Annotated in this window: 17 protein-coding genes; 10 read left to right on the plus strand and 7 right to left on the minus strand. The window is 61.3% G+C overall.

The window, feature by feature from the left end; translation table 11 throughout:
• Positions 1-142: 142 nt before the first annotated feature.
• Positions 143-2398, minus strand: coding sequence for an SHD1 domain-containing protein (locus NG895_RS14785; protein WP_252853285.1), 2256 nt, complete (start codon positions 2396-2398; stop codon positions 143-145).
• 258 nt (positions 2399-2656) lie between these two features.
• On the opposite strand from NG895_RS14785, the gene NG895_RS14790 reads away from it, so the two are divergent.
• The 4 genes from NG895_RS14790 (at position 2657) to NG895_RS14805 (ending at position 6175) form a co-directional block, all read left to right on the plus strand.
• Positions 2657-3355: a hypothetical protein gene (locus NG895_RS14790; RefSeq protein WP_252853286.1), complete on the plus strand. Its 699-nt coding sequence runs from the start codon at positions 2657-2659 to the stop codon at positions 3353-3355.
• An 11-nt stretch (positions 3356-3366) separates the two neighbouring features.
• Positions 3367-3999: a hypothetical protein gene (locus NG895_RS14795; protein ID WP_252853287.1), complete on the plus strand. Its 633-nt coding sequence runs from the start codon at positions 3367-3369 to the stop codon at positions 3997-3999.
• Positions 4000-4219: 220 nt separating this feature from the next.
• Complete coding sequence (gene sufU / locus NG895_RS14800; RefSeq protein WP_252853288.1) at positions 4220-4603, plus strand: Fe-S cluster assembly sulfur transfer protein SufU; 384 nt, start codon at positions 4220-4222, stop codon at positions 4601-4603.
• A gap of 276 nt (positions 4604-4879) precedes the next feature.
• Complete coding sequence (locus NG895_RS14805) at positions 4880-6175, plus strand: cysteine desulfurase (RefSeq protein ID WP_252853289.1); 1296 nt, start codon at positions 4880-4882, stop codon at positions 6173-6175.
• Positions 6176-6178: 3 nt separating this feature from the next.
• On the opposite strand, the gene NG895_RS14810 is transcribed toward NG895_RS14805, so the two are convergent.
• Positions 6179-7333 carry a M24 family metallopeptidase gene (locus NG895_RS14810; RefSeq protein WP_252853290.1) on the minus strand — a complete coding sequence of 385 codons (1155 nt, stop codon included), beginning with the start codon at positions 7331-7333 and terminating at the stop codon, positions 6179-6181.
• Between the two features lie 302 nt (positions 7334-7635).
• Here NG895_RS14810 and NG895_RS14815 point away from each other — a divergent pair, with 302 nt between their 5' ends.
• A complete protein-coding gene (locus NG895_RS14815) occupies positions 7636-9366 on the plus strand; it encodes a prenyltransferase/squalene oxidase repeat-containing protein (RefSeq protein WP_252853291.1) in 1731 nt (576 codons plus the stop codon).
• Between the two features lie 56 nt (positions 9367-9422).
• Here the strand turns inward: NG895_RS14815 and NG895_RS14820 are convergent, their stop codons facing one another.
• From NG895_RS14820 to NG895_RS14830, 3 genes are all read right to left on the minus strand, one after another.
• On the minus strand, positions 9423-11174 hold the full coding sequence (locus NG895_RS14820) for a serine/threonine-protein kinase (protein ID WP_252853292.1): 1752 nt from the start codon (positions 11172-11174) through the stop codon (positions 9423-9425).
• A gap of 185 nt (positions 11175-11359) precedes the next feature.
• Positions 11360-12016: an RNA polymerase sigma factor gene (locus tag NG895_RS14825; RefSeq protein ID WP_252853293.1), complete on the minus strand. Its 657-nt coding sequence runs from the start codon at positions 12014-12016 to the stop codon at positions 11360-11362.
• A gap of 238 nt (positions 12017-12254) precedes the next feature.
• Entirely contained in the window at positions 12255-12458 is a 204-nt protein-coding gene (locus tag NG895_RS14830; RefSeq protein WP_252853294.1) for a hypothetical protein, read from the minus strand.
• 307 nt (positions 12459-12765) lie between these two features.
• On the opposite strand from NG895_RS14830, the gene NG895_RS14835 reads away from it, so the two are divergent.
• The 4 genes from NG895_RS14835 to NG895_RS14850 all read left to right on the plus strand — a co-directional run bounded on the left by NG895_RS14835 (position 12766) and on the right by NG895_RS14850 (position 18059).
• Entirely contained in the window at positions 12766-13146 is a 381-nt protein-coding gene (locus tag NG895_RS14835) for a BlaI/MecI/CopY family transcriptional regulator (RefSeq protein ID WP_252853295.1), read from the plus strand.
• Positions 13143-15260, plus strand: coding sequence for a M56 family metallopeptidase (locus tag NG895_RS14840; RefSeq protein ID WP_252853296.1), 2118 nt, complete (start codon positions 13143-13145; stop codon positions 15258-15260). The genes NG895_RS14835 and NG895_RS14840 overlap by 4 nt, the downstream gene beginning before the upstream one ends.
• 243 nt (positions 15261-15503) lie before the next feature.
• The gene (locus NG895_RS14845; RefSeq protein WP_252853297.1) at positions 15504-16817 is read left to right on the plus strand and encodes an alpha-amylase family glycosyl hydrolase; all 1314 of its coding nucleotides are present in this window, start codon (positions 15504-15506) and stop codon (positions 16815-16817) included.
• A gap of 144 nt (positions 16818-16961) precedes the next feature.
• Positions 16962-18059, plus strand: a complete 1098-nt coding sequence (locus NG895_RS14850; protein WP_252853298.1) for a zinc-binding metallopeptidase family protein — start codon at positions 16962-16964, stop codon at positions 18057-18059.
• Here the strand turns inward: NG895_RS14850 and NG895_RS14855 are convergent.
• Positions 18052-20142 (minus strand): glycoside hydrolase family 172 protein, encoded by a 2091-nt coding sequence (locus NG895_RS14855; protein WP_252853299.1) that lies wholly within the window; start codon positions 20140-20142, stop codon positions 18052-18054. The two genes, NG895_RS14850 and NG895_RS14855, sit on opposite strands and share 8 nt — an antisense overlap.
• Before the next feature lie 319 nt (positions 20143-20461).
• Between NG895_RS14855 and NG895_RS14860 the strand changes: the two genes are divergently transcribed.
• Positions 20462-22063 carry an N-acyl-D-amino-acid deacylase family protein gene (locus tag NG895_RS14860; protein WP_252853300.1) on the plus strand — a complete coding sequence of 534 codons (1602 nt, stop codon included), beginning with the start codon at positions 20462-20464 and terminating at the stop codon, positions 22061-22063.
• 99 nt (positions 22064-22162) lie between these two features.
• On the opposite strand, the gene NG895_RS14865 is transcribed toward NG895_RS14860, so the two are convergent.
• On the minus strand, positions 22163-22930 hold the full coding sequence (locus NG895_RS14865; RefSeq protein ID WP_252853301.1) for a hypothetical protein: 768 nt from the start codon (positions 22928-22930) through the stop codon (positions 22163-22165).
• Between the last annotated feature and the right edge of the window lie 202 nt (positions 22931-23132).

Here is a 23132-nt window from a genome sequence, read left to right on the forward strand (position 1 = left end):
GCTGGTTTGGCGCCGTGGTGTTGGTCCGATGCGCGAAGGCCGAAGCAGCCGAATTGCTATCCGTCGGTGCAGGCCGACAAAGCACCGGGCGACACAACAAGCCAAACCGGAACACCAAAGATGAAAGCGATCCAGGCCGCCGTCACTGGAAACGCCCGCCACCGCTCACGCCACTGTCCAGATCGGTCAGGCCGTAGGCGCCGTTGCGCGACGCTTTGCCGGGACGCACGATCTCGGTGGGAAACGTGGCATCGGTCAACAGCTTGGTGTTGGGTGTCGTCAACCGCGTGAGTGCCTGATCGAGCGTCTCGCCATCTCGCATCCAGATGGTCATGCCAGGCTGCCCCATGTTGCCCCGTCGCCAGACCGATTGCCCCTTGTAGCTGAGGGTCAACGAGGAAGGGCTGGGAGTAATCGTCCGTTCGACGATATCCCCGGGTTGCACACTGAATCGCGACCGCCCTTGTCCAATCTTGATGGTTTGCGAGGGCAGCTGCTTGCACACGGCTTTGACCACGGTGTCCGACTTGTCGGCCACGACGTAGCCCGACTTCTCCAGGTTGGCCACAATGGCCGCGCGAACCTGCTCGGTGGAGATAATCCGCTCGTCGATATCGAGTTCGATCGCCACGGGATCACCGGCTTTAGCGACGATCAGCGACTCGGGTGGCCCCAGGCGTTCGGCGGTCTGGATCATCTCGGGCGTGGGAAACGGCATGCAGCGTAACTGCGAGCTATCGTGGCCGCGCCCTTTGTTCACCATGCAGAGCACTCCGTTGCTGATTCTGCTGGCACCATTGTGCATCGAGATGCCTTCGAACTCCCACAGGAGGATGTGCCGGTGAAAGTCGTAGAGGTACCGGTTCTGATGGAACAAGAAGTCGCCGGCCCACAACAGGCTGGCCGAGGGAAACGTGGTTTCGTGATCGAAGTGCCCCAGCAGCGTGCCCGTTTGCAGATTCCACACAAAGATGCCCAGATGGCCCACGGCTGCCAGCTTCGTGTTGTCGGCATTGAAAGCGAGTCGGTCCACGCCAAGGTGTGCGGCGCCTTTTGCCAGGGCGATCGTCGCCTCGTGCTCGCCCGAACTCAGGTTGACGATGGCAATGCCGGAATCCATCTTCAGGGCTGCGTACCGCCGGTCGGGACTCAAAGCCAGGTCCTCGTCGTCGAATCCATGCGACACCGGCACCAACGTGGTGGCCTTGGCGTTCGATGCATTCCAAATGGTCAGCACATCGCCAAACTGGCCAAGGGTCATGATTCGCCCCTCGGGCAGGAACCACGCCGCTTCGACCTCTGTGCCACGCCCCATCCGCTCATCGCCGTAGGGCACCCAAGTGGCGACCGGCGCGAGCTGCGTGCCCCGCAGTTGCGCGATGGTCAGATCGGTGTTGCCACGCCCAAAGTGATCGGGCCGGTAGGCGACGAGTCCCTGATCGGGATCCACGGCCAACACTTCCACCTCGTCGGGCAGCGGCGCCAAAGCGGTCGATTTACCTGCCGCGAGGTCGAACGACTCCAAGTACAGCTTCTTGTCGCGGGCCACGGCCCCCTGCTCGCGTACCAACACGGCACGCTGTCCCGAGGCTGCCAAATAGAGCTGCTTGTTGTCCTCGAAGAACGGATCCGAATCGGGAATCGCCGAGAGCGTCAGTGTCCGCTGGCGGAGACTCCCCGCGTCGGATCCCAAGGTTGTTTCGGGTTCGAACGTCCAGCCGTCAAACGTCTGGGGTGCCAGTGTCCGCGCGCCCGACTTGTCGGCCTGCAACGGAGCACTACGAGACGGAGCGATCGCTGGTGTGCTGGAGGCCACGGCGAACGGGTTCTCCGGATCACCCCCCTGCGAATTCACATAGTCCTGATCGGCGGACGAAAGCTTATCGAGCGGCACTTCAATTTGCGACCCGTCCGACTTCTCCAGCACCACCTTCGCGCCATTCATACCGCGATATGTGGCATCGATACTGAATCGGCCCGACTGGTCCGACCAGGTCCGCGATGCAACCGACGACATCGCACTATCAAACGGGCTCGCGCTCTCGCTGCTGGAAGGCACGGACAGCGTCCTTCGACTCGGGCGCGTGGATGAAGGCGCGGGAGCCGTGGCCGCGGCGCCCTTCGCATGCCGAAGTTCCGATACATAGTAGTTGCGCAACAATCGTTTTTCGCGAACGTCATCCGGCAGTGAATCCGAGGAACCGTCGTCGTCCAGCCGCACTCGAATCCGGGTGCCACTACCACCGACAACCGTACCGGGAATCCAGTCGTGACCGCGCTGGGCTTCGACACGATCTCCGATGTCGTATGTTTCGGCATGGACCACCGCGACGGTGGAAACCAACCACAGTCCCGCAACCACAATCCATGTCAAACACCGACCGCAAATACTACACATCGAACGGGGCCCCAATAAAATGAAGAGTTCAGCACGGAAGACTCTAGATTAAGCGATCGGGTACACTCTTTCCAGCACTTTTGGCGACGCGACGATAAACTAAGTGGTCATGCCTATCCAGTTTGTGCCCCCTCCCTTGCGAAAACGTTGGAAACCACATTCACCCTCACGGTTATCCATGGTTCCTACTACTTCGCCAGCGATCCGTAGCGGTTGTAACGAATGGGGCGCGCCTAAAAATCTCTGCCCCTCGAACCGATGAACCACGTTCGCTTCCGCGTGAAGACTCTGCTCATCGCCACGACCGTGGTGGCTGTGGTGTTGGTGTACGTTCTGTCGTGGATGCGATTGGTGCGAAGCGCACTACCTGACGCTCCCAGCCAACGGTCTCACGGCTGCTACGCATTGGTCGGCATCCTACTGGTCGCGGTACTGTTCGCGATGCTCGCAGCGGCGCGACAGAACATGCTCGCAGACATCCTGGCAGAGAAAGTCCTCCCGCTTCGCATGCAACTTGTCGACCCAAGGTGGAGCGTTTGGCGGGTCCTGGTGGTGATTGCGCTGCTGTATGGCACCGCGGCTGTGCTGGTACTCCCTCCGGAAGAACCAGACATCAACACCCTGATGATCGGGTATTACCTGGCCTACCTGCCGGACGCCGCGGCAGTGTTCTGCCTGGGAATCCTATGGAGCTACCTTTTCCTCATTCCTCGAGTACAGCAGAGTTTCCCTGTCCTTTGCACCGAAACCGGAATGTACGTGCCCGGCCATAAGTTCATAGCCTGGAAGTGGCTGCAAAAATACGAATGGGTCGATCGAGTAGATGGCAGGCTAAAACTCATTGCGCCCGCGGCGCGAGCTTGGCTGCCGATCAAGGTCACGATCCATCCCGATGACATCGACGCCGTCGACGAGTTTCTCAGCAACAAGCTTTCCGAAAACGCAGGCACGCGATAACCACCCCGCGCATGAACCACCCCCGCTACCGCGTGAAGACGCTGCTCATCGCCACGACCGTCGCGGCCGTGGTCGTGGCGTGCCTTGCGCCGTGGTTGCGGTTGGTGACGTCGAGCCAGGTAGCCACGTTTTTCTCGCGAGTGCTGTGCGTTGCCTTGGGGGCGATAATTGCATTGCTGATAACTCGCAGCCGCTACAAGAACTGCTATGCAGAACAATGCAAGGCGGAGTCGGTGTTTCATCTGCAGACAATTCGAGTGAAGCCTTTGACGAATTTGGCCTGGCTGGCTTTCATACCGAACGTCGGAGCGGCCTTGTGCCTTGAGTTCGTGCTTTCACCATCGGTCATGTCGTCCTTCATCAAATGCTTCTTCTGGGTCATCAGCGCTAACTATGCAGTCCTGCTTTGGCCGCAACTGTTTACTCGACCCGGGGAAGCCACACTGTCCGAGACGTGGTTTGTGCATCCTTACCTGACAGTTCCCCTATCCTACTACTGCAGGTACCGCTGGAAGGATCGCTCGGCTGGCACTATCGATATGCGGATAGGGTACTTTGGCACTTTTGAACTGGCCGTCCGACGCGAGGACATCGACGTCGTGGACACCCTACTGTCCAGCAAACTGGGCACTCCAAGCGGGTGATCGCCGCAATGGGCGTTGTCCCACTGCCGCTGGCTACCTAGACTGGTACTAGTGCCGGACCCAACAGCTTGGGGGTGGCTGGGGTCGAGTTCCGCGAGCCCCCAGCAACTTGAGGTCTGGGGGCTCGCTGGACTCGACCCCAGCCACCCTCGACTTCCCTCCCTGCTCAAGGCACCAAGCGACGAACCTGCCCGCCTCCGCCATTGTCCCTTAGGTAGCAATGCCCAGCGAAGACGAAATATACCAGGAACACATCCTGGACCATTACGAAGACCCGTTCCACCGCGGCCACCTCGACGGGGCGACCCACGCCCACGAAGAGAAAAATCCGTTGTGTGGCGACGTGGTGCGCATCGAACTCGAGCTCGACGCCGACGGCAAGATCGTCGACTGCTATTTCCAGGGCGACGGCTGCGTGATCAGCCAGGCGTCGGCCTCGATGTTGCTCGAGGAGATGTACGGCAAGACCGTCGAAGAGGCCATGCAGTACAGCGCCGAAGACATGCTGGAGCTGTTCGGCGCGAAGCTCACGCCCAACCGCCAAAAGTGCTGCCTGCTGGGATGGAAGACCATGCTGCAAGCGGTGCACTCGCCAGTAAAGTAGAACGGCCACTCGTAGAACTGAGTTTATTCCGTTGGCGGAAAGTTATGAACCACGGAGACACAGAGGGCACGGAGATTGAATTCGTCGCGGATCTGCGCGGATCCCGACGGATTAGCGCGGATCAGAAGTGAATGAAGGCATATTTCCATCGCTTCTACCTGTCGATGTGTTTGTACTTACTCGCAGGTCATAAAAATCCAAACGATTCAATCCGCGCGAATCCGACCCAATCCGCGCAGATCCGCGACTAATTCCTTCCGTGATCAAAACAAACGAATGCCCCTAGCCGAAACCACCATCGATACCTCCGCCCTGTTGCCCGAATCGCTGCGCGACGACTTCCCCATCCTGCAGCAAACCGTGCATGGCGAGCGGCCGCTAGTGTTCTTGGACTCCGCGGCCAGCAGCCAGCGGCCGCGGCAGGTGATCGACGCGGTCACCGAGGTGTACGAGCGGGACTACGCCAACGTGCACCGTGGGATTCACGTCCTCAGCGAACGGGCGAGCGACGCCTACGAGCTGGCGCGCGGCAAGGTGCAGAAGTTCCTGGGCGCCAAGTACGACCACGAGTGCATCTTTACCGGTGGCACCACCGCTTCGATTAACGCCGTGGCGCGAAGCTGGGGCGATGCGAACGTGGCGGCCGGCGACGAGATTCTGCTCAATCCCATGGAGCACCACTCGAACCTGGTGCCCTGGTTCCAGCTGGCCGAGCGCACCGACGCGACGATTAAGCACATTCCACTCACCGACGATGGCCGGTTGGATCTCGATCGCCTGGACGAAGTGCTCAGCGAGCGGACCAAGATCCTGGCCGTCACGCAGGTCTCCAACACGCTGGGCACGGTCAACCCGATCGCCGAGCTCGCCGCCCGTGCGCACGACGCCGGCGCAGTGATCCTGATCGACGCCGCGCAAAGTGCTCCGCATCTGGCGATCGATGTGCAGCAACTCGACGTCGATTTCCTTGCGTTGAGCGGCCACAAGATGTGCGGCCCGAGCGGTGTCGGCGTGCTGTACGGCAAACAAGACCTGCTCGACACGATGCCCCCGTTCATGGGTGGCGGCAGCATGATTGGCAACGTGGCGCTCGACGGTTTTACGTCCGCGGGTCTGCCAGCCAAGTTCGAAGCGGGCACGCCGCCCATCGCGCAGGCGATTGGACTCGGTGCGGCAGTCGACTACCTCACCGAGATTGGCCTCGATCGCATTGCCGCGCACGAGCACGCCTTGATGGAATACGCCTACGCCCGATTGAGCGAGATCGAGGGGCTGAAGATCCTGGGCCCCGCGCCCGAGCATCGCGCCGGGTTGGTGAGTTTTGTGCTCGACCAACCGCACGCCCACGACATTGCCCAACTGGTCGACCGCCATGGCATCGCCGTGCGTGCGGGGCATCACTGCACCCAACCATTGCACGACCTCTTGGGCATTACGGCCAGCACCAGGGCGAGTTTCTACCTGTACAACACGCCGGGCGAGGTCGACACGCTGGTTGATGCCATCTCGCAAATTGTCTCGATGTTCAAACCCTCCGGTCGCAAGCGCCGCCGCAAGCCGGACGAGGCGTAGGTATCACACGTCCGTCCAATCGAGTCCTTCGTATAGCGGGCTCAGAATCTCCGCCCCGCTCTCGGTGACGTGCGCCATGTCTTCGACCCGCACCCCGCCGATGGTCGAGGAGTACAGTCCCGGCTCGACGGTAAACACTTCGCCGGCCAGGATTTCTTCGCCATCGACCGACAGCAGGATCGGCTCGTGCACATCCAGGCCGATGCCGTGGCCGGTGCCGTGACGCATGGCGGGCACCTCGGGGTCGTGTTCCGCGTTGCCGGGCACGTACTTGTAGCCATGCTCCTTGAGCGTGGCCACCGTCACCTGATGCACGGCGTCGCCCGTCATTCCGGGTTGCAGCGCATCGCAGGCCGCCTGCTTGGCGGCGACCACCGCGCGGTGCATTTTTGCCAGTTCGTCGCTCGGCGTACCGTGCACCACGGTGCGGGTGCAGTCGCCGTAGTAACGACTGGAGTCGTCGCGAGGAAAGATGTCAACCACGACCGGCAGACCCGTCTTCAGTGGCCCGGTGCCGTGGTGATGGCAATCGGCCACGTGGGGCACGCTGGCCACGATGGAATCGGTGACGTTCGAAAAGCCGTTGTCGATGCAGAACTGCGTAATTCGTCGCCGCACGCGTTCGCTGGTCAATATTTCGCCATCCTGCATCAACTCGCCAGCGTCGTTTACGTCGGCCGTGGCAATCCACTTGCAGGCCATGGTCATCACCTGGCCGGTGACTTTTTGTGCCTGCTCGAGCGCCTCGATCTCCTCGGCGGTCTTGATGCGTCGCGCGCGGACACCGAGCTCGTCGTCCAAGGTCAGCTTGATGCCGGCCTCTTGCAGCTGCGCGGCATACAGGAAGGGCAACGTGCGGTCGGTGGTCACCAGCGTGACACCCCGCTGCCGGAGCACTTCGACCACCGCCTGGGCGGTCGCCACTTCGCGGTCGCCGGAAAGTCCCTCGGCGGGAGCAAAGTCCTGCGGACAGCCAACCTGATCGGCGCGGGCCAGCTGGCGAGCGCGGGCGAGTTCGATATCGCGCACCAACAGCAGCGACTCGCCATCGGGTGGCAAGTTCCCCAAGTAGGCCACAGGATCGCCCACCAGAAAGCGAATCTGGTGGTAGAGCGTTTGATTGGTGTAGGGAATACCGGCGAGCAGGGTGACTTGCATGTCTAAGGCGGGGAAAGGTGCGGAAGGGAGGGATGAATACGAGGCTAGCTAAAGTCGCAGCGTACAGCCTATCAGACAATCGCCCCATTCGCTGCAATAGTCAACCCTTCGCCAACCGAACCAACGTAGCGCCGGTAGCGTACTACCCACCATCGGACCTGCTGGCATCTGGCTTGGTGGGCGGCTTTGATTTTGTCTCGGGGGAGCAGCTCGGTATACTCAAGGAACATGCTGCCCACGCGGTCTCGCTCTCATCGTGCTGGTGAAACGTAGTGGCAGTACCGTCTTAATCTCGAACGTCGATGGCGACACTTCTTACGTCCACTTCCGCTGCGGTGCCTACCCTCGACCCCGGTGTCGATGCTTGCGCGTGCCCCGACTGTGGCATGCCGATGTCGGTGCGGCTGTGGTTGCGGTCGGCCGATTGCTTGCGGTGTGGACTGTCGATCGACCTGGAGTACCTGGAGCAGGCAAAGCTGGCGCCAGCCCGGGCGAAGAAGAAACCTATGGCCGACAAGCCATCGGAAGCCACGCCGCAAGCAGCGCCAGCGACCGAGCCCATTGAGTTCGGGCCGCCAATCGATGTCACAGCGCCGCCGCGGCAACGTTCGCGAACCAAGAAGATCCTCCGCAGCCTGCACCAATTGCTGGCCGTGCTGATGAGCATGATTGCCCACCTGCTGCTGTTGATTCTGCTGGCGCTGATGGGATGGGGCACGGGCGTTGAAGAAGACCCGGCCATCGATCTCTCGGTAATATTCGACCAGGAAGAGCGGCCCGGCAACGTGCTGAACGATTCAATTCAAACCGTTGGCTTCGACCTGCCAGTCGACTCGCCCGAAGTACAGCAGGAAGTCGAGGCAGCGCGGTGGGCCGAGCAACTGGCGATCGACGACCCCGCCGATGCGCCGAACCTTCCACCACTCGACCGCGTGGCGGAGAACCTCGACTCGGACGATCGCTATCGCCGGATGCTCTCAGCCCGCGATCCGCGGATCCGCCGCCAGGTGCTCGAGGCCGAAGGCGGCACCAACCTCACTGAAGCAGCCGTTGCCCGGGCGCTGGACTGGATGGCTCGGCATCAACACAACGACGGCCGCTGGACGCTCGACGAGTTCGACCACGCTGGCAACTGCAACGGCAAGTGTCGCCACACCGGCACCCGCCGTAGCGACGAGGCGGCCACGGCCTTGGTGCTACAAGCCATGCTAGGGGCGGGCCAGACGCACCGCACGGGTATCTACCAGGACACCGTGAGCCACGGCCTGCAGTATCTGCGAAGCGTGCAAAGCGCCAACGGTAGCTTCGCCGACCACAGTTCGTCCAACACCGGTATCTACGCCCATGCCCTGGCCACGATTGCCCTGTCCGACGCCTACGCCCTGACGGGCGACGAGCAGATTCGCCTGCCAGCACAGAAGGCCGTGAACTACCTGATATCGGCTCAACACGCCGCGGGGGGCTGGCGATACTATCCCAACCAACGGGGCGACTTGAGTGTCACGGGGTGGCAACTCATGGCGTTGCACTCGGCACGGGCCGCGGGGCTGCGGGTCGAAACTTCGTCGCTCGCACGGGCGAGCCGCTTCCTCGACCAGGTGCAAACCGATCGCACTGGCGCACTGTACGGCTATATGCCGGGCCGAGAAGCCTCGGCTGCCATGACGGCCGAAGGTCTACTGTCGCGCGTTTACCTGGGATGGAAACAGGACGAGCCGGGCCTGCGCATTGGCGTGCCTCAGATGGTGGAGCGGTTCCCGATCAACATGCGACACGGCGACATCTACTACTGGTACTACGCCACGCAATTGTTGCATCACTGGGGCGGCCGCGAGTGGGAGTATTGGAACGAACGGATGTCCGACGTGCTGGTCACCTCCCAAGTGCAATACGGCCACGCCGAAGGAAGCTGGGATCCCAACGACCCCCACGGCCGCGAGGGCGGCCGGCTGTACATGACGGTGCTGGCCACCTGCACACTGGAAGTTTATTACCGGCACGCACCGTTATTTCGGAAGATCAAGCTGGACTGAAGGCAGCCATTCCACCGCCGCTATCGCCAACCGATGTTGGACGCGGGCTCAGGCTCTCAAGACTCATCTTGCGACTTTGGCTGCGAGTCTTCATAGACCTTCAGCTGCAATTCGAGCTGCTGGGGGTCGCTCGTTTGGGCGTTGATTTGAAGCAGCCCCAGCGCGCCGTCCGCTGTGCGAAACGCCAACGGAAGCCCTGGCGGCAATGGATCGGGTACCAGGTAGGCACGCCAACCCTCCGGGCCACCTTCGTCGATGACCTCCAGCCAACCATCGGTTTGCGCTAGCGCGTCCCTCAGGTCTTCGGCGGTGATGTCCGACGACGCATCAGCGGGAACTCGAGCTATCTTCAGTCCGTCGGCGCGCCGAGTAACCAAGCCCCATCGCCCACCAACTTGCTCGGCAAACAGCTCGACTCCCGCGGTGTTCATCCAGCGGCGGGTCTCGGCGTCCGATTCGTGTTCCATTTCGGGCCAGCCGCGCGTCTGGCCCGTGTCGAGGTCCAGGAACCGCGGACCGGGTTCGTCGCTTTCCAGACTCAGCAGGACTACGTCAGTCTCCACAGCGTATGATGCCTCCGGCTCGACCGAGGCCCGCCAGTGATCGGCTTGCCCGACCAAGTAACCTCTGGCCATCAGAGTGCCGAACACAGCCACGCCGACGATCACGCCAATTATTAATCCAAACGTCCTATTGAGTGGAATCGAACGCTGGGCGGCGCCAGGCGACATGTGCGGCATGTTGCGGGAGCTGAAGTTGGGCGCCGGGAAGAGCGGAGACGCCTGCGGCCAGATGCCTAGCAGGCTGATCGCTCCGATCCACATCGCAATGAAAAAGCAAAGAGCTACTGGGTAACGCAGCGGTTCCGGCAGCTCTAATGCGACAAAGAGCATGACGAGCGAGAACAACGTCCCCATCACGATCGTTGTAAGTTCCCAGGGGTTGTATGCCGGCGATTTCATGGGGCTCATGTCACCAGCACGCGAAGCGCTCGCCACATACTCGGCCGTGGTCTGAAACTCCCGCGCGGTCTGGTATCGCCGTTCAGGCTCCTTCTCCAACGCTCGCAACACCATCTCGTCGATCTTCACATCGACCTGCACTTTCTTCGAAGGTGCGATGATCTCTTGCTCCGGCCGTTCGCCGGTCAGCATCTCGTACAACACCACGCCGAGGGCGTAGATATCGGTGCGGCGGTCGACGCTGCCATTGGCCTGCTCCGGCGCCATGTACGATGGCGTGCCGGAGATGTCGCTCGTGGCGCCCACGAGCGAAGCAATGCCAAAATCGGCAATCTTCACCCGACCGTCGCGATCGAGCAGCAAGTTCTCCGGCTTGATATCACGGTGAACGATCCCTTTGCTATGCGCGTACTCCAGTGCCTCGCAGATAGGGGGAACGATCGCCAGCGCTTGCTCGGGCGCGATCTTGCCGTCGCTCAGCAGGTCGCGAAGGTTCACGCCATCGACATATTCCATGACCAGATAAAATAAACCCTGGGCCTTGCCAAAGTCGTGGACGGTTACGATGTTCGGGTGACTCATCTGGGCGAGAATCTTGGCCTCTCGCTCGAAACGTTCTGTAAACGCGGCATCGTCTTTCCATTCGCCCGCCAGGATCTTGATAGCCACTTCGCGGTCAAGCGTTTTCTGCCGCGCTTTGTACACAACGCCCATGCCGCCGCGTCCCAGACACTCCTCGATTTCGAACTTGGGGAACCAGTTGGCAATTTCCGCGGGCGAAGGGGGCGGATCTTGTTGGTCGCGATGGTCCGTCCCGCCCATGCGGGTTTCGGTTGCCAGGTTCATGGCCATCACGCAGCCCGGGCAAAGGCCGGCAGGTGCATCAGCTGGCAAGGGGTTCCCACACTGGGGACACCGCTGTTGATTGGATTCGTTCATTTTAGTTGCCATCGGACGTGGTTAGAGGAAGGCTGCTCAACTTCTTCTTAACCAGGCACCTCCGCTTGTTACATCAATCTTCAAATGCGAGCTCATCCCGACAGCACCCTGGCCAGGAACAGGAGTTCCTCCTCCAGATCCTCCCCTTCCTCCAGCGTCGAGGCGACCTCTTCGCGAAATCGGGTGCGGAATTGTTTGCGAAGCCGATGCACCGCAACCCGGGCCGCGCCCTCGGCCATGCCCAACCGCTCGGCCAGGGCGGGATAGTCGATGGCTCCTCTTTCGAGCATCAGCACCGACTTCAGTTCTTCGAACTGCGATTGTTTACCCCTCTGCTCGAACTCGCCACGCAGCCGGGCGATGGTGCGGTCCATGATTGCCAGTGCCCACTGCCGTTCGAACAAATCCTGCGGCAGCGCATCGGCTTTGGCCGTGGCATAGCGTTGCTCGCCGTCGGCCTGTTGCCAGTCGACGCGACTCCACTGGCCGCCGCGTTTCAGGGACTGGTCGCTCCGCCATTCATTGTTCATGTACCGGCGAAACGCGGTTAGCAAGAACGTTCGCAGACGACCCTTTTCGCGCTCGGCATCTGCGAGCCATTGCTTCTCGAGGAGCTTCTCGAAAAAACCCTGCGTCAAATCCTCGGCATCCGCTGCACTTTGGCCGCTGCGACGAGCGAAAGCGTACAACGGGTACCAGTACGCCCGGCACAAGCTCTCGAGGGCTTCGCCGCCGGAGCCCGCGGCCATGTCAACAAGCGACCAACGGGTCGCGGGAAATCCCGCCCCTGGGGTTGGAGTTCGACTCGAATTCAGATCGGCCATACTCTCTCTATTGTAATCTGTGTCGAGCCACTCGTTACCGGGTGGCACAACGACTGGCGAGTGGAGCGAGTTCTGCATAGAAATCGTCACTATGCCACCGTCGGTACTTTGAACCAGAAGGTCTGAGTTGGCTGGCACGAACATCGTGGCCGGCTGCTGACGATCAGTCTTCCCAACCTCGGCGTGCTATTTCCTTCAGCGCGTCGTGCAGTAGCAATTGCCTGTGCAACTCCTGCCGCAGGTCGCTGTCGACAAGCATGCGACGGACCAACTGGTCCAGCTCCGAGTCGGTCAGTACATCGTCGACAAAACTACCACATAGGTCTTCATCCGGATTGTGCTCGTCGAACTGGTCGTCGTCGGCCATCTTCGTTTGCCTTGCTGCGCGGTAATCGCTCGGTCTTGGTTTGGGCGTCCCTGGCGCAAAATGGCTGATGGGCCCGCCTGTCGGGCAATTCCGCCGGAGTGGTCTTTGCGCCAAGACGCGTCTTTCCCGCTGGAGGTTCTTACCCATTGAGGACCGCTTGTTACACCCGCTAGATAAGATCTCCGCCAGCTGCCAAAAAGGCTGCCCAATTGCAGCCCATGCGTGTCGAGGAAGAATCCGCCATTGACATCGATTACACATGTAATCTATCTTGCCGCCAGACGACAGAAACAAGGAGGCGTTACTCGTGGCGAATCCCATTCCGATTTCCGATGCCGAGTGGCAGGTCATGCACGTGGTGTGGCGTGACCATCCTGTCGAATCGCAGCAGGTTGTGGATCAACTGGCCGAAGCCAACGGCTGGTCCGCCGCTACGGTGAAGACCATGTTGCACCGTTTGGTGAAGAAGCAAGTGCTCGACTTCGACCGCGATGGCAAACGGTACCTTTACCGTCCCGTTGTACGGCGAAGCGATTGCATCCGCCAAGAGAGTCGTTCGTTCGTTGACCGGGTGTTTGGTGGCGCGGCGGCGCCAGCATTGATGCACCTGGTGAAAAACTCCAAGCTCACCGACGAAGAACTCGCAGAGCTTCGTCAACTTCTCGATCGCAAGGAAGGCAAATCATGATCGAAGTGATGCAAGAATTCGTCGCATCCAGTTTCTACCTGGCACTGCTGGCAGCGGTCGTGGCGGCGCCCGTTGCGGTGCTGGCGCTGACCATCGACCTGCTGCTGGGTGGCCGGATGGCGGCCCGTTTTCGTTGCTGGTTGTGGATCGTAGTAGCAGCCCGGCTGTTGCTGCCGTTTGCCCCCGGCAGCCCCGTGAGCCTGCAAAACGTGCTCGCCGCGTTTCAGAACACCTCTCCCAGTCCGGCCGCGGGAGACCTCCACGCAATCAAGGCACCTGCGCCTCGGTTGCAGCAGACGTGGTCCACTCCCATCGCTGGGTCGGCGGCACAAACACCGCAACCAGACAGCGTGTCGTTCATCTCCGCTATCGACTGGGGGACCATACTGATTGGCGCCGTACTTGCGGTGTGGCTGACGGGCGTACTGTGGGTGTTGTTGCGGGCTGGGATTGCCTGCGTGCGATTCCAGCGGCATCTGAAGCTACTTCCGTCGGTCGACGATCCGGCCATCATCGAGACCGTGCAACGAGCCTGCCGCGACATTGGTGTGCGGGCGCCCATCATCAAACGCGTGGCCGATCTGCCGGGCCCTGCACTGTTTGGCTGGCGATTCCCGACACTTTGCTTGCCGGAGGGCGAGCACTTCAGCAATGGGCAGCTCCGCATGATCGCTTTGCACGAAGCCATGCACATTCGCCGCAACGACGGCCTGCTCGCCTGGCTCTTGACCGCCGTGCGAGCGGCTCATTGGTGCAATCCCATCGCCTGGTTGGCGGTGGTGCGGGTGGAACGCTACCGAGAGCAGGCCTGTGACGAAGCGGTTCGCCAGCACACCGACGCCGATCAACAAGGGGAATACGCCGAACTTCTGCTGCGGTTCGCAGCCGGACGACCGGTGGCCACCAACCTGGGGTTGCTGGGACTTTGGTTCGCCCGACCGGCGCGGCGTTTGTCGCAACGGATTGAAGCGTTCCGGGGCGGCGCTCGATCGAGCCGACTGCCTTGGTTGCTGAGCACCACCACCGTGGTGGCGGTGGCCTTCGTCGGCCTGACCGATGCGATGGGGAGCAGCCACGATCGTGAGACACCGCCACAAGCGAACCGTGTCCCCATGCCGGGCAAGGCCGGCGCGCCATCGTTTACGGACAAAAACGTCGCCATCTTTGGGGTGGCTGACGAACCGAACCCCACCGAAGAGAGAACCTACGATCTGACAGCCGCCCTGGAGAAGGCAGACCGGATACCAGCCGGCATGGATCCTAGGCGGTGGCTGCTAACGTACACCACCCTGGGGTCCGGCCATGGATTTCCCATCACGCAAAGCGGCAAGACCAATCCCAACCAGGTCACCATCTCGATGTCGCGAAGGCAGCACGATTTCTTCGCGCACGTGCTGAGCGACATCGAGCGATTCGGCCACACCTTTCAGATCTGCATCGACACGCGGGTGTTCCCTTCCGAGTCTATCGAGAACATTCCCAGTATCGATTGGCAGAAGGCCGTTCAGTTCGCTGCCCCCGACCACATCAGTGCTTCCAAGTGGGACAGCGACTCCTCCGCGGAACCAGGCAAGACGTCGGTTGCCGTGGAGGCGGTTTCCTTTGAATTCGCTCCCTTCGTCGTGTGTAGCATCAGCGACACCGATATGCAGCGAGTGGAGCAGCACTTTCAGCGACAGCCGCACGCCGCGGTGGTGTCCGCCCCTAAAGTCACGCTGTTTAGTGGTCAGCTAGCGACCATTTGCGATCAGTCACAGACTCCTTTCGTCACGTCGGTAAACTACGGACAGGGCGAACAGGCGGCCGCCGCGCAGCCAAACATCACCGTGATTGATCAAGGTCTACGAATCGACATGCAACCCAAAATGCTCGACCTGGACCATCTCGAACTGCGATGTCATCTCACCCTGAGCACGATCGACGCGGTACGCGAAGTCAAGCTGCCGGGCGCCGATATCACGGTGCAGTCGCCGAAAGTGACTCGGCAAACCATCGCCACCACCTGCCGGATGAAGCGCGGCGAGAGCCTGCTGATCGCCTCGCTGGGAGAGAAAACGCAGTACTATGCGATCACTCCCCAGTGGCTAGCCGATCCGATCGAGGTCGATCCATAGCTAGCGCGAACCAACCGCCGGCGGCGAGGTTCTGCGGCGTCACCCACCACAAGGTGTCCAGTTCTCCTCGGTGTGCCAGCAAGGCATTGTGCCGCCGATGTGCCGCCGCCGGGCGGTTACCTCGGGTTTCATACGCACCAGAGCGAGGTAAACTGATGGTTAACGAGTCGAGCTCTCTGCCCGCGACCGGCAGCTACCGGGGCTTCTGGCACACCATCGACCATCTTCCTTGGACGGCACTTCATGCAACGCAGCAACATCTGGTATCACCTGTATCCGCTTGGCTTTCTGGGCGCGGAGGAGCGAAATCCCGCCCCCGGGGCCGAGGATGCCAGTGAATCGGGCCGGCTGAGGGATCTGGTGGGGTGGCTCGACTATTTGGTGGATTTGGGCGTTACCGCCGTGTTGCTGGGTCCCGTGTTTGAATCGGAATCGCACGGGTACGACATCGTCGATCCGTTTCGCATCGATCGCCGCCTGGGCAACGAACAGGACCTTACCCAGTTTATCGACGCATGCCATCAGCGTTCGCTGCAAGTCGGACTCGACGTCGTTTTTAATCACGTGGGGCGCGGCCATCCGTTCTTTGTCGATGTCCAGCAGCGCAAACAGGAGTCGGACCGGTGCGGCTGGTTCCACATCGATTTCGATCAGCCCGGATACGACGGATTCAGCTACGCCAACTTCGAAGGGCATGGCGGGCTGGTGACACTCAACCACTCCAATCCCCAGGTACTCGATTGGGCCGTGGATGTGGCGCGGCATTGGATGCAGCGTGGTGTCGATGCCTTTCGATTGGACGCCGCTTACGCGATCTCCACCGATTTTCTGGCCGCGTTTTCCGATCGCGTACGGGCCGACAAACCCGATGTGACGCTAATCGGCGAAGTGATCCACGGCGACTACACCGCCACGGTGCAAGCATCGCATCTGACGACCGTGACACAGTATGAACTCTGGAAGGCGATCTGGAGCTCGCTGAACGACCGCAACTTCTATGAGCTGGCACATGCCCTGCAACGACACGCAGAGTTTTGCGAGCACTTCGCTCCCTGGACCTTCGTCGGCAACCACGATACGACACGCATCGCTACGAAGCTGACCGACTCGCGTCTCGTTCCCCATGCGCTGGCGATCTTGTTTTCCATACCAGGCATGCCGGCGGTTTATGCCGGTGACGAACAGGGCGCCGAAGGCACCAAGTACGATCGCGAAGGGGGCGACGCCGAGATTCGCCGGCCACTGCCCCACGCACCCGCCGATTTTCCTGGCGACAGCCTCCCTCTGTGGCGCCTGCATCGGGAACTGATTGCCGTTCGTCGCGAGCGTCCCTGGCTCGAGCAGGCAGAGCTGCACGTAACCAGCCTGGATAACCGGGCAATCACGCTGGAGATGCGATCGCCGTCCGGCACGCTGGTCGTGGCGCTCAACACGGACGATCAACCAGCCCCGTGCAACATTCCCGCGGGACTGGCGCCGGCGGCCGGTCACGCCGTCACCGCGCCCGGAGCCACGGAGTTGCCACCGCGCGAATGGGGCATCTGGTCGTCCACCTGATCGCAGTCTCCTGCCAGCTGAATCTTGCCTACGGAGGCTCGAACTCGGCCGTCCACGCTGCTTGCGGACGTTGCTAGTGCCAAGCGGCTCTATATTTGCTACATCGGGACCGGCCCTATTTTTCCCCTCCCGGATGCCCAAACGATGAGCATTTCGCCCGAAGCGGTGAGCACGATTGACAACGAATTCAGCGACAAGAGGCGCGGCCCTCGAGATTTGCGTCCGTTTCTCGACGTCCTGCAGAACCTAGTCCGCGAGCCCAGCGTGGTGGGCCAGGAGGACTCGTTCTTCCGCGTCCTGAGCCGGGAGCTCGAAGAGGTCGGCGCCCGGGTGCGGTACTACCAGGGTGTGCTGGTCGCCGAGGGCAGCCGCCCCCGGGAAGTGGTTCTTTCGGCGCACATCGATCGACATGGGCTCTTGTGCACTGGCCCCAACGAATTTCAGTACGCCGCGTTCATCGCTAGCAATCAAAGCGAGCTGACGGGTGATTCGGTTTCGGAACAGATGATGAGCACCATTGGCGATCGCTTCGCCGGCCAGCGGGTGCAGGCCCATCTGCCGTACGCGGGTACCTACCTGGGCCAGGGGCGAATCAACCGCTCGTTCGTCTGCCCCGCGCGCAAGAACCTGATCTTCGAACTCGATGGGCTCGAATTCCTGCAGCCCGGCACACCAGTGGCGTTCCTCGACCGGCTGAATGTCACCGACGAGACGATCTCCGCCCAGCTCGACAACGTGTTGAGCTGCGCGATCCTGATTCACCTGTTCCGCTGCGGCTTTCAAGGCACGGCCCTGTTCACCGCCCAGGAGGAAGCGGGGCGAAGCTGGCGTTATGCCCTCGCGTGGTTTCAACGGCACAACCTGACCACCGAGCGACTGATGGTGCTCGACACCAGTCCGTTCCCCAATCGTCAGGCGGCCGAGGCGCAGCAGCTGGTGTTGCGACGCAAGGACTCCAGCGCCGTGTTCGCCGCGGCCATCACGGGCGAACTCGAAGGGCGGTGCGACGACCTGGGCATCAGCTACATCCACAAGGACGCCTGGGTCGAGGCGCTAAATGCCACGCGGGAAAAACAGGGCACCCTGGGTCGCACCGAACTGGGGCGACTGGTGGCGGCTACCGACGGGGCAATCAGCGGAACCACGCTGCAAATCCCCACCACCGGCTACCACACGGCCAGCGAGACAGCCTCGCTGGCCAGTGTCACCGCGGCGATTGACCTGCTGTCGACATTTATTTGACGGGCTCGAGCTTCAAGTAGTCGAGTCCGAACATGCCTCGCTTGATGGCTTTTTCGTTGTGGCCAGCGATGCGTACCGTAAGGCGATTGACACCCTCGGCCAGGTCGAACTCGCCCAACGATACCTCGCGGCTCGACACGCCATCGGCGTAGCTGTCGATGGTCTTGGCCTTCTGGTCGTTCACCATCACGTCCGCGATGGCATAGTCGCCCGCTTGAGTGAGGTTGGCAACCAGCTTGTATCGACCGGCTTCTTCGACGGGGAACATGAGCACGAGTTCGTCGCCCACGTTGGTGTCGCGCCACCACATTTGCTGCTCGTTGCTCCAGCCCCAAGTGCCGCTGATCTGCTGCTCGATCATGCCGCCGGTCTTGGAGTCAACATTCAGGTTCTCGCCTTCCAGCACTCCCTCGACCAGGTAAATGGTGCCCATGTCGCCTCGCGAGCGCGTTACCTCGCGGGCGGCAGCCTCGGGGTCGGGGTCGACATTGGCGGTGGCGCCAGGCCGGGCATAGAAGAACGCCGTGGGGGCGTAATTCACTTTGGTGCTCTTCCAGTGCCACATCTCCATGTCGAACTTGATCGACTCGGTAAACGGAATGGCATCCAGCCCGCGGTAACGGCTATTCACCGAGAAGCCGCCAGCCAGGTTGCCGTCGCCGGTTGGTTGGGCGTGGAACGGTGCGTCGAACTTCTCAGGGCGACACCAGGCGTAGCCGTAGTAGTCTTCGGTGCCGGTGCCGAAGTGCGAGGGGAACGTCTCGCCGTCGACGTAGATCTTTTCATCGCCTTCGCCCCACCAGGCAGCGGCGCCATTGAACACGGTGAGCGTGTCGCCCACGTAAACACCCTTGCCATCGACCGTGACGTAGTTCACATCGTAGGCCGCATCGCCCGGTCGTTCGGAGTCGACGAAGCTATCGACGTGGTACAGTTCCTGCCATACGGCGTGGAAGTGCATCGAACGATCGTCCCATTTCCACTGGCTCGAACGGACGTGCAGATCTGCGTTTACCGGTTCGTCGCCCAGGTTCTGGAGGGTGATGTTGGCCGATTTCTCGAACGGCATCACCCAGTAAGACACGAGCGTGCCGTCGGACTTCATCTGGGTGTAGAACGACTTGTATTCGGAGGGTTGGTAACCAATGCCGAAAAATTCGCCCACCGGCACCCACACGCAGGGTTCGCCATCGAACTCGATCTTCAGCACCGTGGAGCGAAGGGCCTGCGCCATGTCCTCGGCATCCAGCTTCAGCGAGATCTGCCGGACCGCCTGACTGCCCTTGAGCTGAGCGGTCATCTTGTTGCCCGTCCCCAGTTCGCCGCTGGAACTGGTGGTCGAGTTCGCGTCGGGACGGAACCGCCCGGTCAGCTGCCGCTGTGCCTCGGCGATGGCGTCCTTCGATTCGGCGAGCTGATCCATGGAGAACGACTCGACCTCGGTACCGGGCTCGTAAGTGCGATAGTTGATTTGGTAGTACAGCGCCTCGCCACGACGGGCGCCGATGTCGACCAGAACGTCGGTCTCGTAAGTCACCTTGCAGTGCTTGGCGTACGGAATCGGCAGGTACAGATTGTGGCCCCGCTGGCCATAGGGCGTGCGTGGCGAAACACCCTGCGACAGCGGCGCGCCGGCCAGCATGCCCTGATCGAGTACGTCTTGGATTGGTCCTTCGATGGCCGGGGTATCGCTACCATCGAGGTAGATGCGAAGCGTGCCGTTGGAGAACTTCTCGCCCCGCGGGCCATGCCAGGTACCCCAGAAGCGGACGATGGCGCCCGGACCTTCCTGGTCCATCATCACGTACTCTTTGCGAGTCTCGCCATCGACCTCGTTCTCTTCGATGCGGACCCACTGGCTGCGGTCGGCATTGGCGAACCAGGCGTGGTGGTTGCTCGGATCTTCCGATTCGCGATCGTAGCTCGATGCCTGGCTGCAGCTGTACGCCGGCTGCGGGAACCGCGCCAAGGTTTCACGACTGGTCATCTCTTCGAGCAGCGAATCGAGTGTGACCTTCTCACTCGCTGTTACCAGAGTTGAACTCCATAGACAGAAACACATCAGCAAACAACCGAACCGCATGACATACTCCTCGATGTTGTACAACAGCCAACAGATCGTCGACTACTAAGTGACAGTCGGACAAGTCCAACCATAGTACACTCTGGTCGCCCGCGAATGATATGGATTATTTATCCATTCATATGCACAGTCTGTACGAATTCGCGCATGCATGCATCCAGACTGCGTTCACTACTGCGCGACCGCCAGACGATTTCACGCACCCTACAGTTCGCCAGCGCGTGCAGGCGTCGCAGCCATCTATTAAGATAACCTTTTCCGCCTTCCCACTACCGGCGAGTCGCTCGCCTTTACGTCGCTGAGTTTACAGGAGCCCTGCATGCGCCGCCACTATTTGTCGTTTGTTCAACTCGCCCTGGTTGCTTGCGTTGCCGCCAGCGCGATGCCAGCCGGGGGCGAACCCGTCGAGGCCGACCTGGTTCTGGCTGGCGGAACCATCGTCGATGGCACCGGGCAGAAAGGTTACCAGGGCTCCGTGGCCGTGCGGGATGGACGAATCGTGGCCGTTGGCGAGTTCGAGACCGCTGGCACGCCAAAAACCATCGACTGCTCGGGCAAGATCATCTGCCCTGGCTTTATCGACCTGCACAACCACAGCGACGGAGCCGTGCTGAAGGAAGCCACCCGCCGAGGCGACTGCTATCTGACACAGGGCTGCACCACTCTGGTGACGGGCAACTGTGGATCTGGTCCGGTGGACGCTGGCGAGTACTACGACAAGCTGGAAGGCGGCAAAGTGGGCATCAACGTGGCCCACCTGCTGCCACAGGGCGACTTGCGAGAGAAGGTGATTGGCAACGCCCGCCGGCCGGCCACCAGGGAAGAGTTGGTTGAAATGCTACGCCTGGCCGATCAGGCCATGCGCGACGGAGTGTGGGGCATGTCGACCGGTTTGATCTATGTTCCCAGTTCGTACGCCGACACCGACGAGCTGGTGGTGATCGCGCATGTCGTGGGGCTGCATGGCGGCATCTACGCCAGCCACATGCGCGACGAAAGCGATCACCTGCTCGACTCCGTGCAGGAGGTGATCGAAATCGGCAAACGGGCCGATCTGCCAGTGCACATATCTCACTTCAAGGCGTCCAAACGCAAGAACTGGGGCTCGTTGAAGCTGGCTGCGCAGCTCGTCGAGCAAGCGCAGCGCGAGGGACTTACCATTACGGCCGATCAGTACCCGTATATTGCGTCGAGCACTTCGATCATGGCAATGCTCATTCCCGACAATGAGCGTGAAGGAGGCAACTCCGAAACCGCCAAGCGACTGGAAGATGCCCAAGAAGCCGAACGACTTCGCCCCGCGGTCGCCAAGGCCTTGGACGAGCGCGATCGCATTCTCATTTCCTCCAGCAAGAAGCATCCCGACTGGGTGGGCAAGTTCATTCGCCAGGTGGCCTCCGAGCAACAGCGGGAGCCCATCGAAGTGGCGATGGAGATCGTGCAGGACGCCAGTGCCGCCGGCGTGAACTTTGCCATGACCGAGTCCGATGTCCGCTACGCGATGCAGTTGCCCTGGGTGGCCACCGCTTCGGATGGCTCGAGCAAAGTGGACAATGGCACCCGCCCCCACCCGCGGAGCTTTGGTACCTTCCCGCGAAAGATTGGTCGTTATGCCCATCGCGAAGGAGAGATTTCGGTGGAACACGCCATTCGCAGCTCCAGCGGCCTGCCGGCCGACATCCTCGGTATGAAAGACCGCGGCTACTTGCGCGAAGGCCTGGTGGCCGACATCGTGGTGCTGGACGTCGACACACTGGTGGACAACGCCACGTTCGAAAAGCCGTTCGAGGTCTCCTCCGGCGTCGAATGGGTGCTGCTGGCCGGCAAAGCCGCCATTGCCGAGGGAGAAATTCAGGATCAGTTGTATGGCCAGCCGCTGCGGCACGAGTCGACACTGCCCCAAACCGCGTCTGCTCGCTAGAGCGGGCCAAAAGCCAGACGCACAAAAAAACCCCGCCCGAACCAGATGGTTCAGACGGGGCTCGGCAAAGGAAAGGTGATGCTTCGCTTGTGGCGTGGCTCAGTCGCCCATGGCCAGGCGGTTGGCTTTGGGCGTGAGCTTCAGTTCGCTCTGATTGATCAACTTGCCTTCGGAATTCAGGATCACGATGCGAGCGTCGGCAGCTTGCTTCAGCGGCAGTTCAGGAAGCTGGATGGTCACTTCGCTGGGGGTCCAATCGGCCACGGCGATCGGCAGTTCCATCGGGCCCAGCACCATCAGCACCTGGCCAGGCTTGCCACCGAACTCTTGTCCGTCGAGCGTCAATCGGCTGCCCACGGCGAAGCTCGGCAGGTTACGCTGAGCCTGGCGGATGTTCATCTGCGGAGCCGAGCCGTTGGCACCGGGCTGACCGCCGCCATTGTTCGGATTCTGTTGGGGCTGACCCTGAGGGAACCCAGGTTGCGGGCCTTGAGGACCACCCTGAGGACCACCTTGTGGGAAGCCCTGAGGAAAACCTTGCGGCTGACCACCGAAACCAGGCTGGCCTTGGGGAATGCCACCGGGGAAACCCGGTTGAGCGATCGGGCCAGCAGGCACGGGCACCGGCTGCTGAACCACGACGGGCTTCTCGACGATAACCGGCTTCTCGACAACCACCCGCCTCTCAACCACGACGGGCTTGTGGTGGGTCCGGTAAACGCCCATGTGGTGCGACGAAATGTAGCGGTGATGCAGGTTCGAAGCACCGCCGTAGTACTTTTTGCCACCACAGCCGGCGGAAGCGGAGTTGGTAGCGGCCAGGGCGACGACGATAACGGCCAGGGCGGGGAGAGTGTAGCGGGACATGGTTCTTTCCTTTCGGGACTTATGGGGCGAGTCGAGCGTGTTGGCCGGACTTCGCCAGGGTTGGGTTGAACTTCACCCTCTCATACGCCCCGGGGCCCAGGTGTTACGCCGCCGGGGCACTTTTCTCACAAAAGTCCTCCCGCTGCTCAAAAACCCCTGAAATCAGGCGGTTTTGCATCTTCGCCCGGGTCAAAGAATCGCT

Source organism: Aeoliella straminimaris (assembly GCF_024054565.1).
Lineage (GTDB): Bacteria > Planctomycetota > Planctomycetia > Pirellulales > Lacipirellulaceae > Aeoliella > Aeoliella straminimaris.

Bases quoted from the DNA above. Each gene is read 5' to 3' on its own strand.
- NG895_RS14795 (WP_252853287.1), top strand. From the start codon at position 3,367: ATGAACCACCCCCGCTACCGCGTGAAGACGCTGCTCATCGCCACGACC.
- NG895_RS14825 (WP_252853293.1), bottom strand. From the start codon at position 12,016: ATGGCCGCGGGCTCCGGCGGCGAAGCCCTCGAGAGCTTGTGCCGGGCG.
- NG895_RS14815 (WP_252853291.1), top strand. From the start codon at position 7,636: ATGGCGACACTTCTTACGTCCACTTCCGCTGCGGTGCCTACCCTCGAC.
- NG895_RS14860 (WP_252853300.1), top strand. From the start codon at position 20,462: ATGCGCCGCCACTATTTGTCGTTTGTTCAACTCGCCCTGGTTGCTTGC.
- NG895_RS14845 (WP_252853297.1), top strand. From the start codon at position 15,504: ATGCAACGCAGCAACATCTGGTATCACCTGTATCCGCTTGGCTTTCTG.
- sufU (WP_252853288.1), top strand. From the start codon at position 4,220: ATGCCCAGCGAAGACGAAATATACCAGGAACACATCCTGGACCATTAC.
- NG895_RS14830 (WP_252853294.1), bottom strand. From the start codon at position 12,458: ATGGCCGACGACGACCAGTTCGACGAGCACAATCCGGATGAAGACCTA.
- NG895_RS14820 (WP_252853292.1), bottom strand. From the start codon at position 11,174: ATGAACCTGGCAACCGAAACCCGCATGGGCGGGACGGACCATCGCGAC.
- NG895_RS14840 (WP_252853296.1), top strand. From the start codon at position 13,143: ATGATCGAAGTGATGCAAGAATTCGTCGCATCCAGTTTCTACCTGGCA.
- NG895_RS14855 (WP_252853299.1), bottom strand. From the start codon at position 20,142: ATGCGGTTCGGTTGTTTGCTGATGTGTTTCTGTCTATGGAGTTCAACT.
- NG895_RS14805 (WP_252853289.1), top strand. From the start codon at position 4,880: ATGCCCCTAGCCGAAACCACCATCGATACCTCCGCCCTGTTGCCCGAA.
- NG895_RS14785 (WP_252853285.1), bottom strand. From the start codon at position 2,398: ATGTGTAGTATTTGCGGTCGGTGTTTGACATGGATTGTGGTTGCGGGA.
- NG895_RS14850 (WP_252853298.1), top strand. From the start codon at position 16,962: ATGAGCATTTCGCCCGAAGCGGTGAGCACGATTGACAACGAATTCAGC.
- NG895_RS14790 (WP_252853286.1), top strand. From the start codon at position 2,657: ATGAACCACGTTCGCTTCCGCGTGAAGACTCTGCTCATCGCCACGACC.
- NG895_RS14865 (WP_252853301.1), bottom strand. From the start codon at position 22,930: ATGTCCCGCTACACTCTCCCCGCCCTGGCCGTTATCGTCGTCGCCCTG.
- NG895_RS14810 (WP_252853290.1), bottom strand. From the start codon at position 7,333: ATGCAAGTCACCCTGCTCGCCGGTATTCCCTACACCAATCAAACGCTC.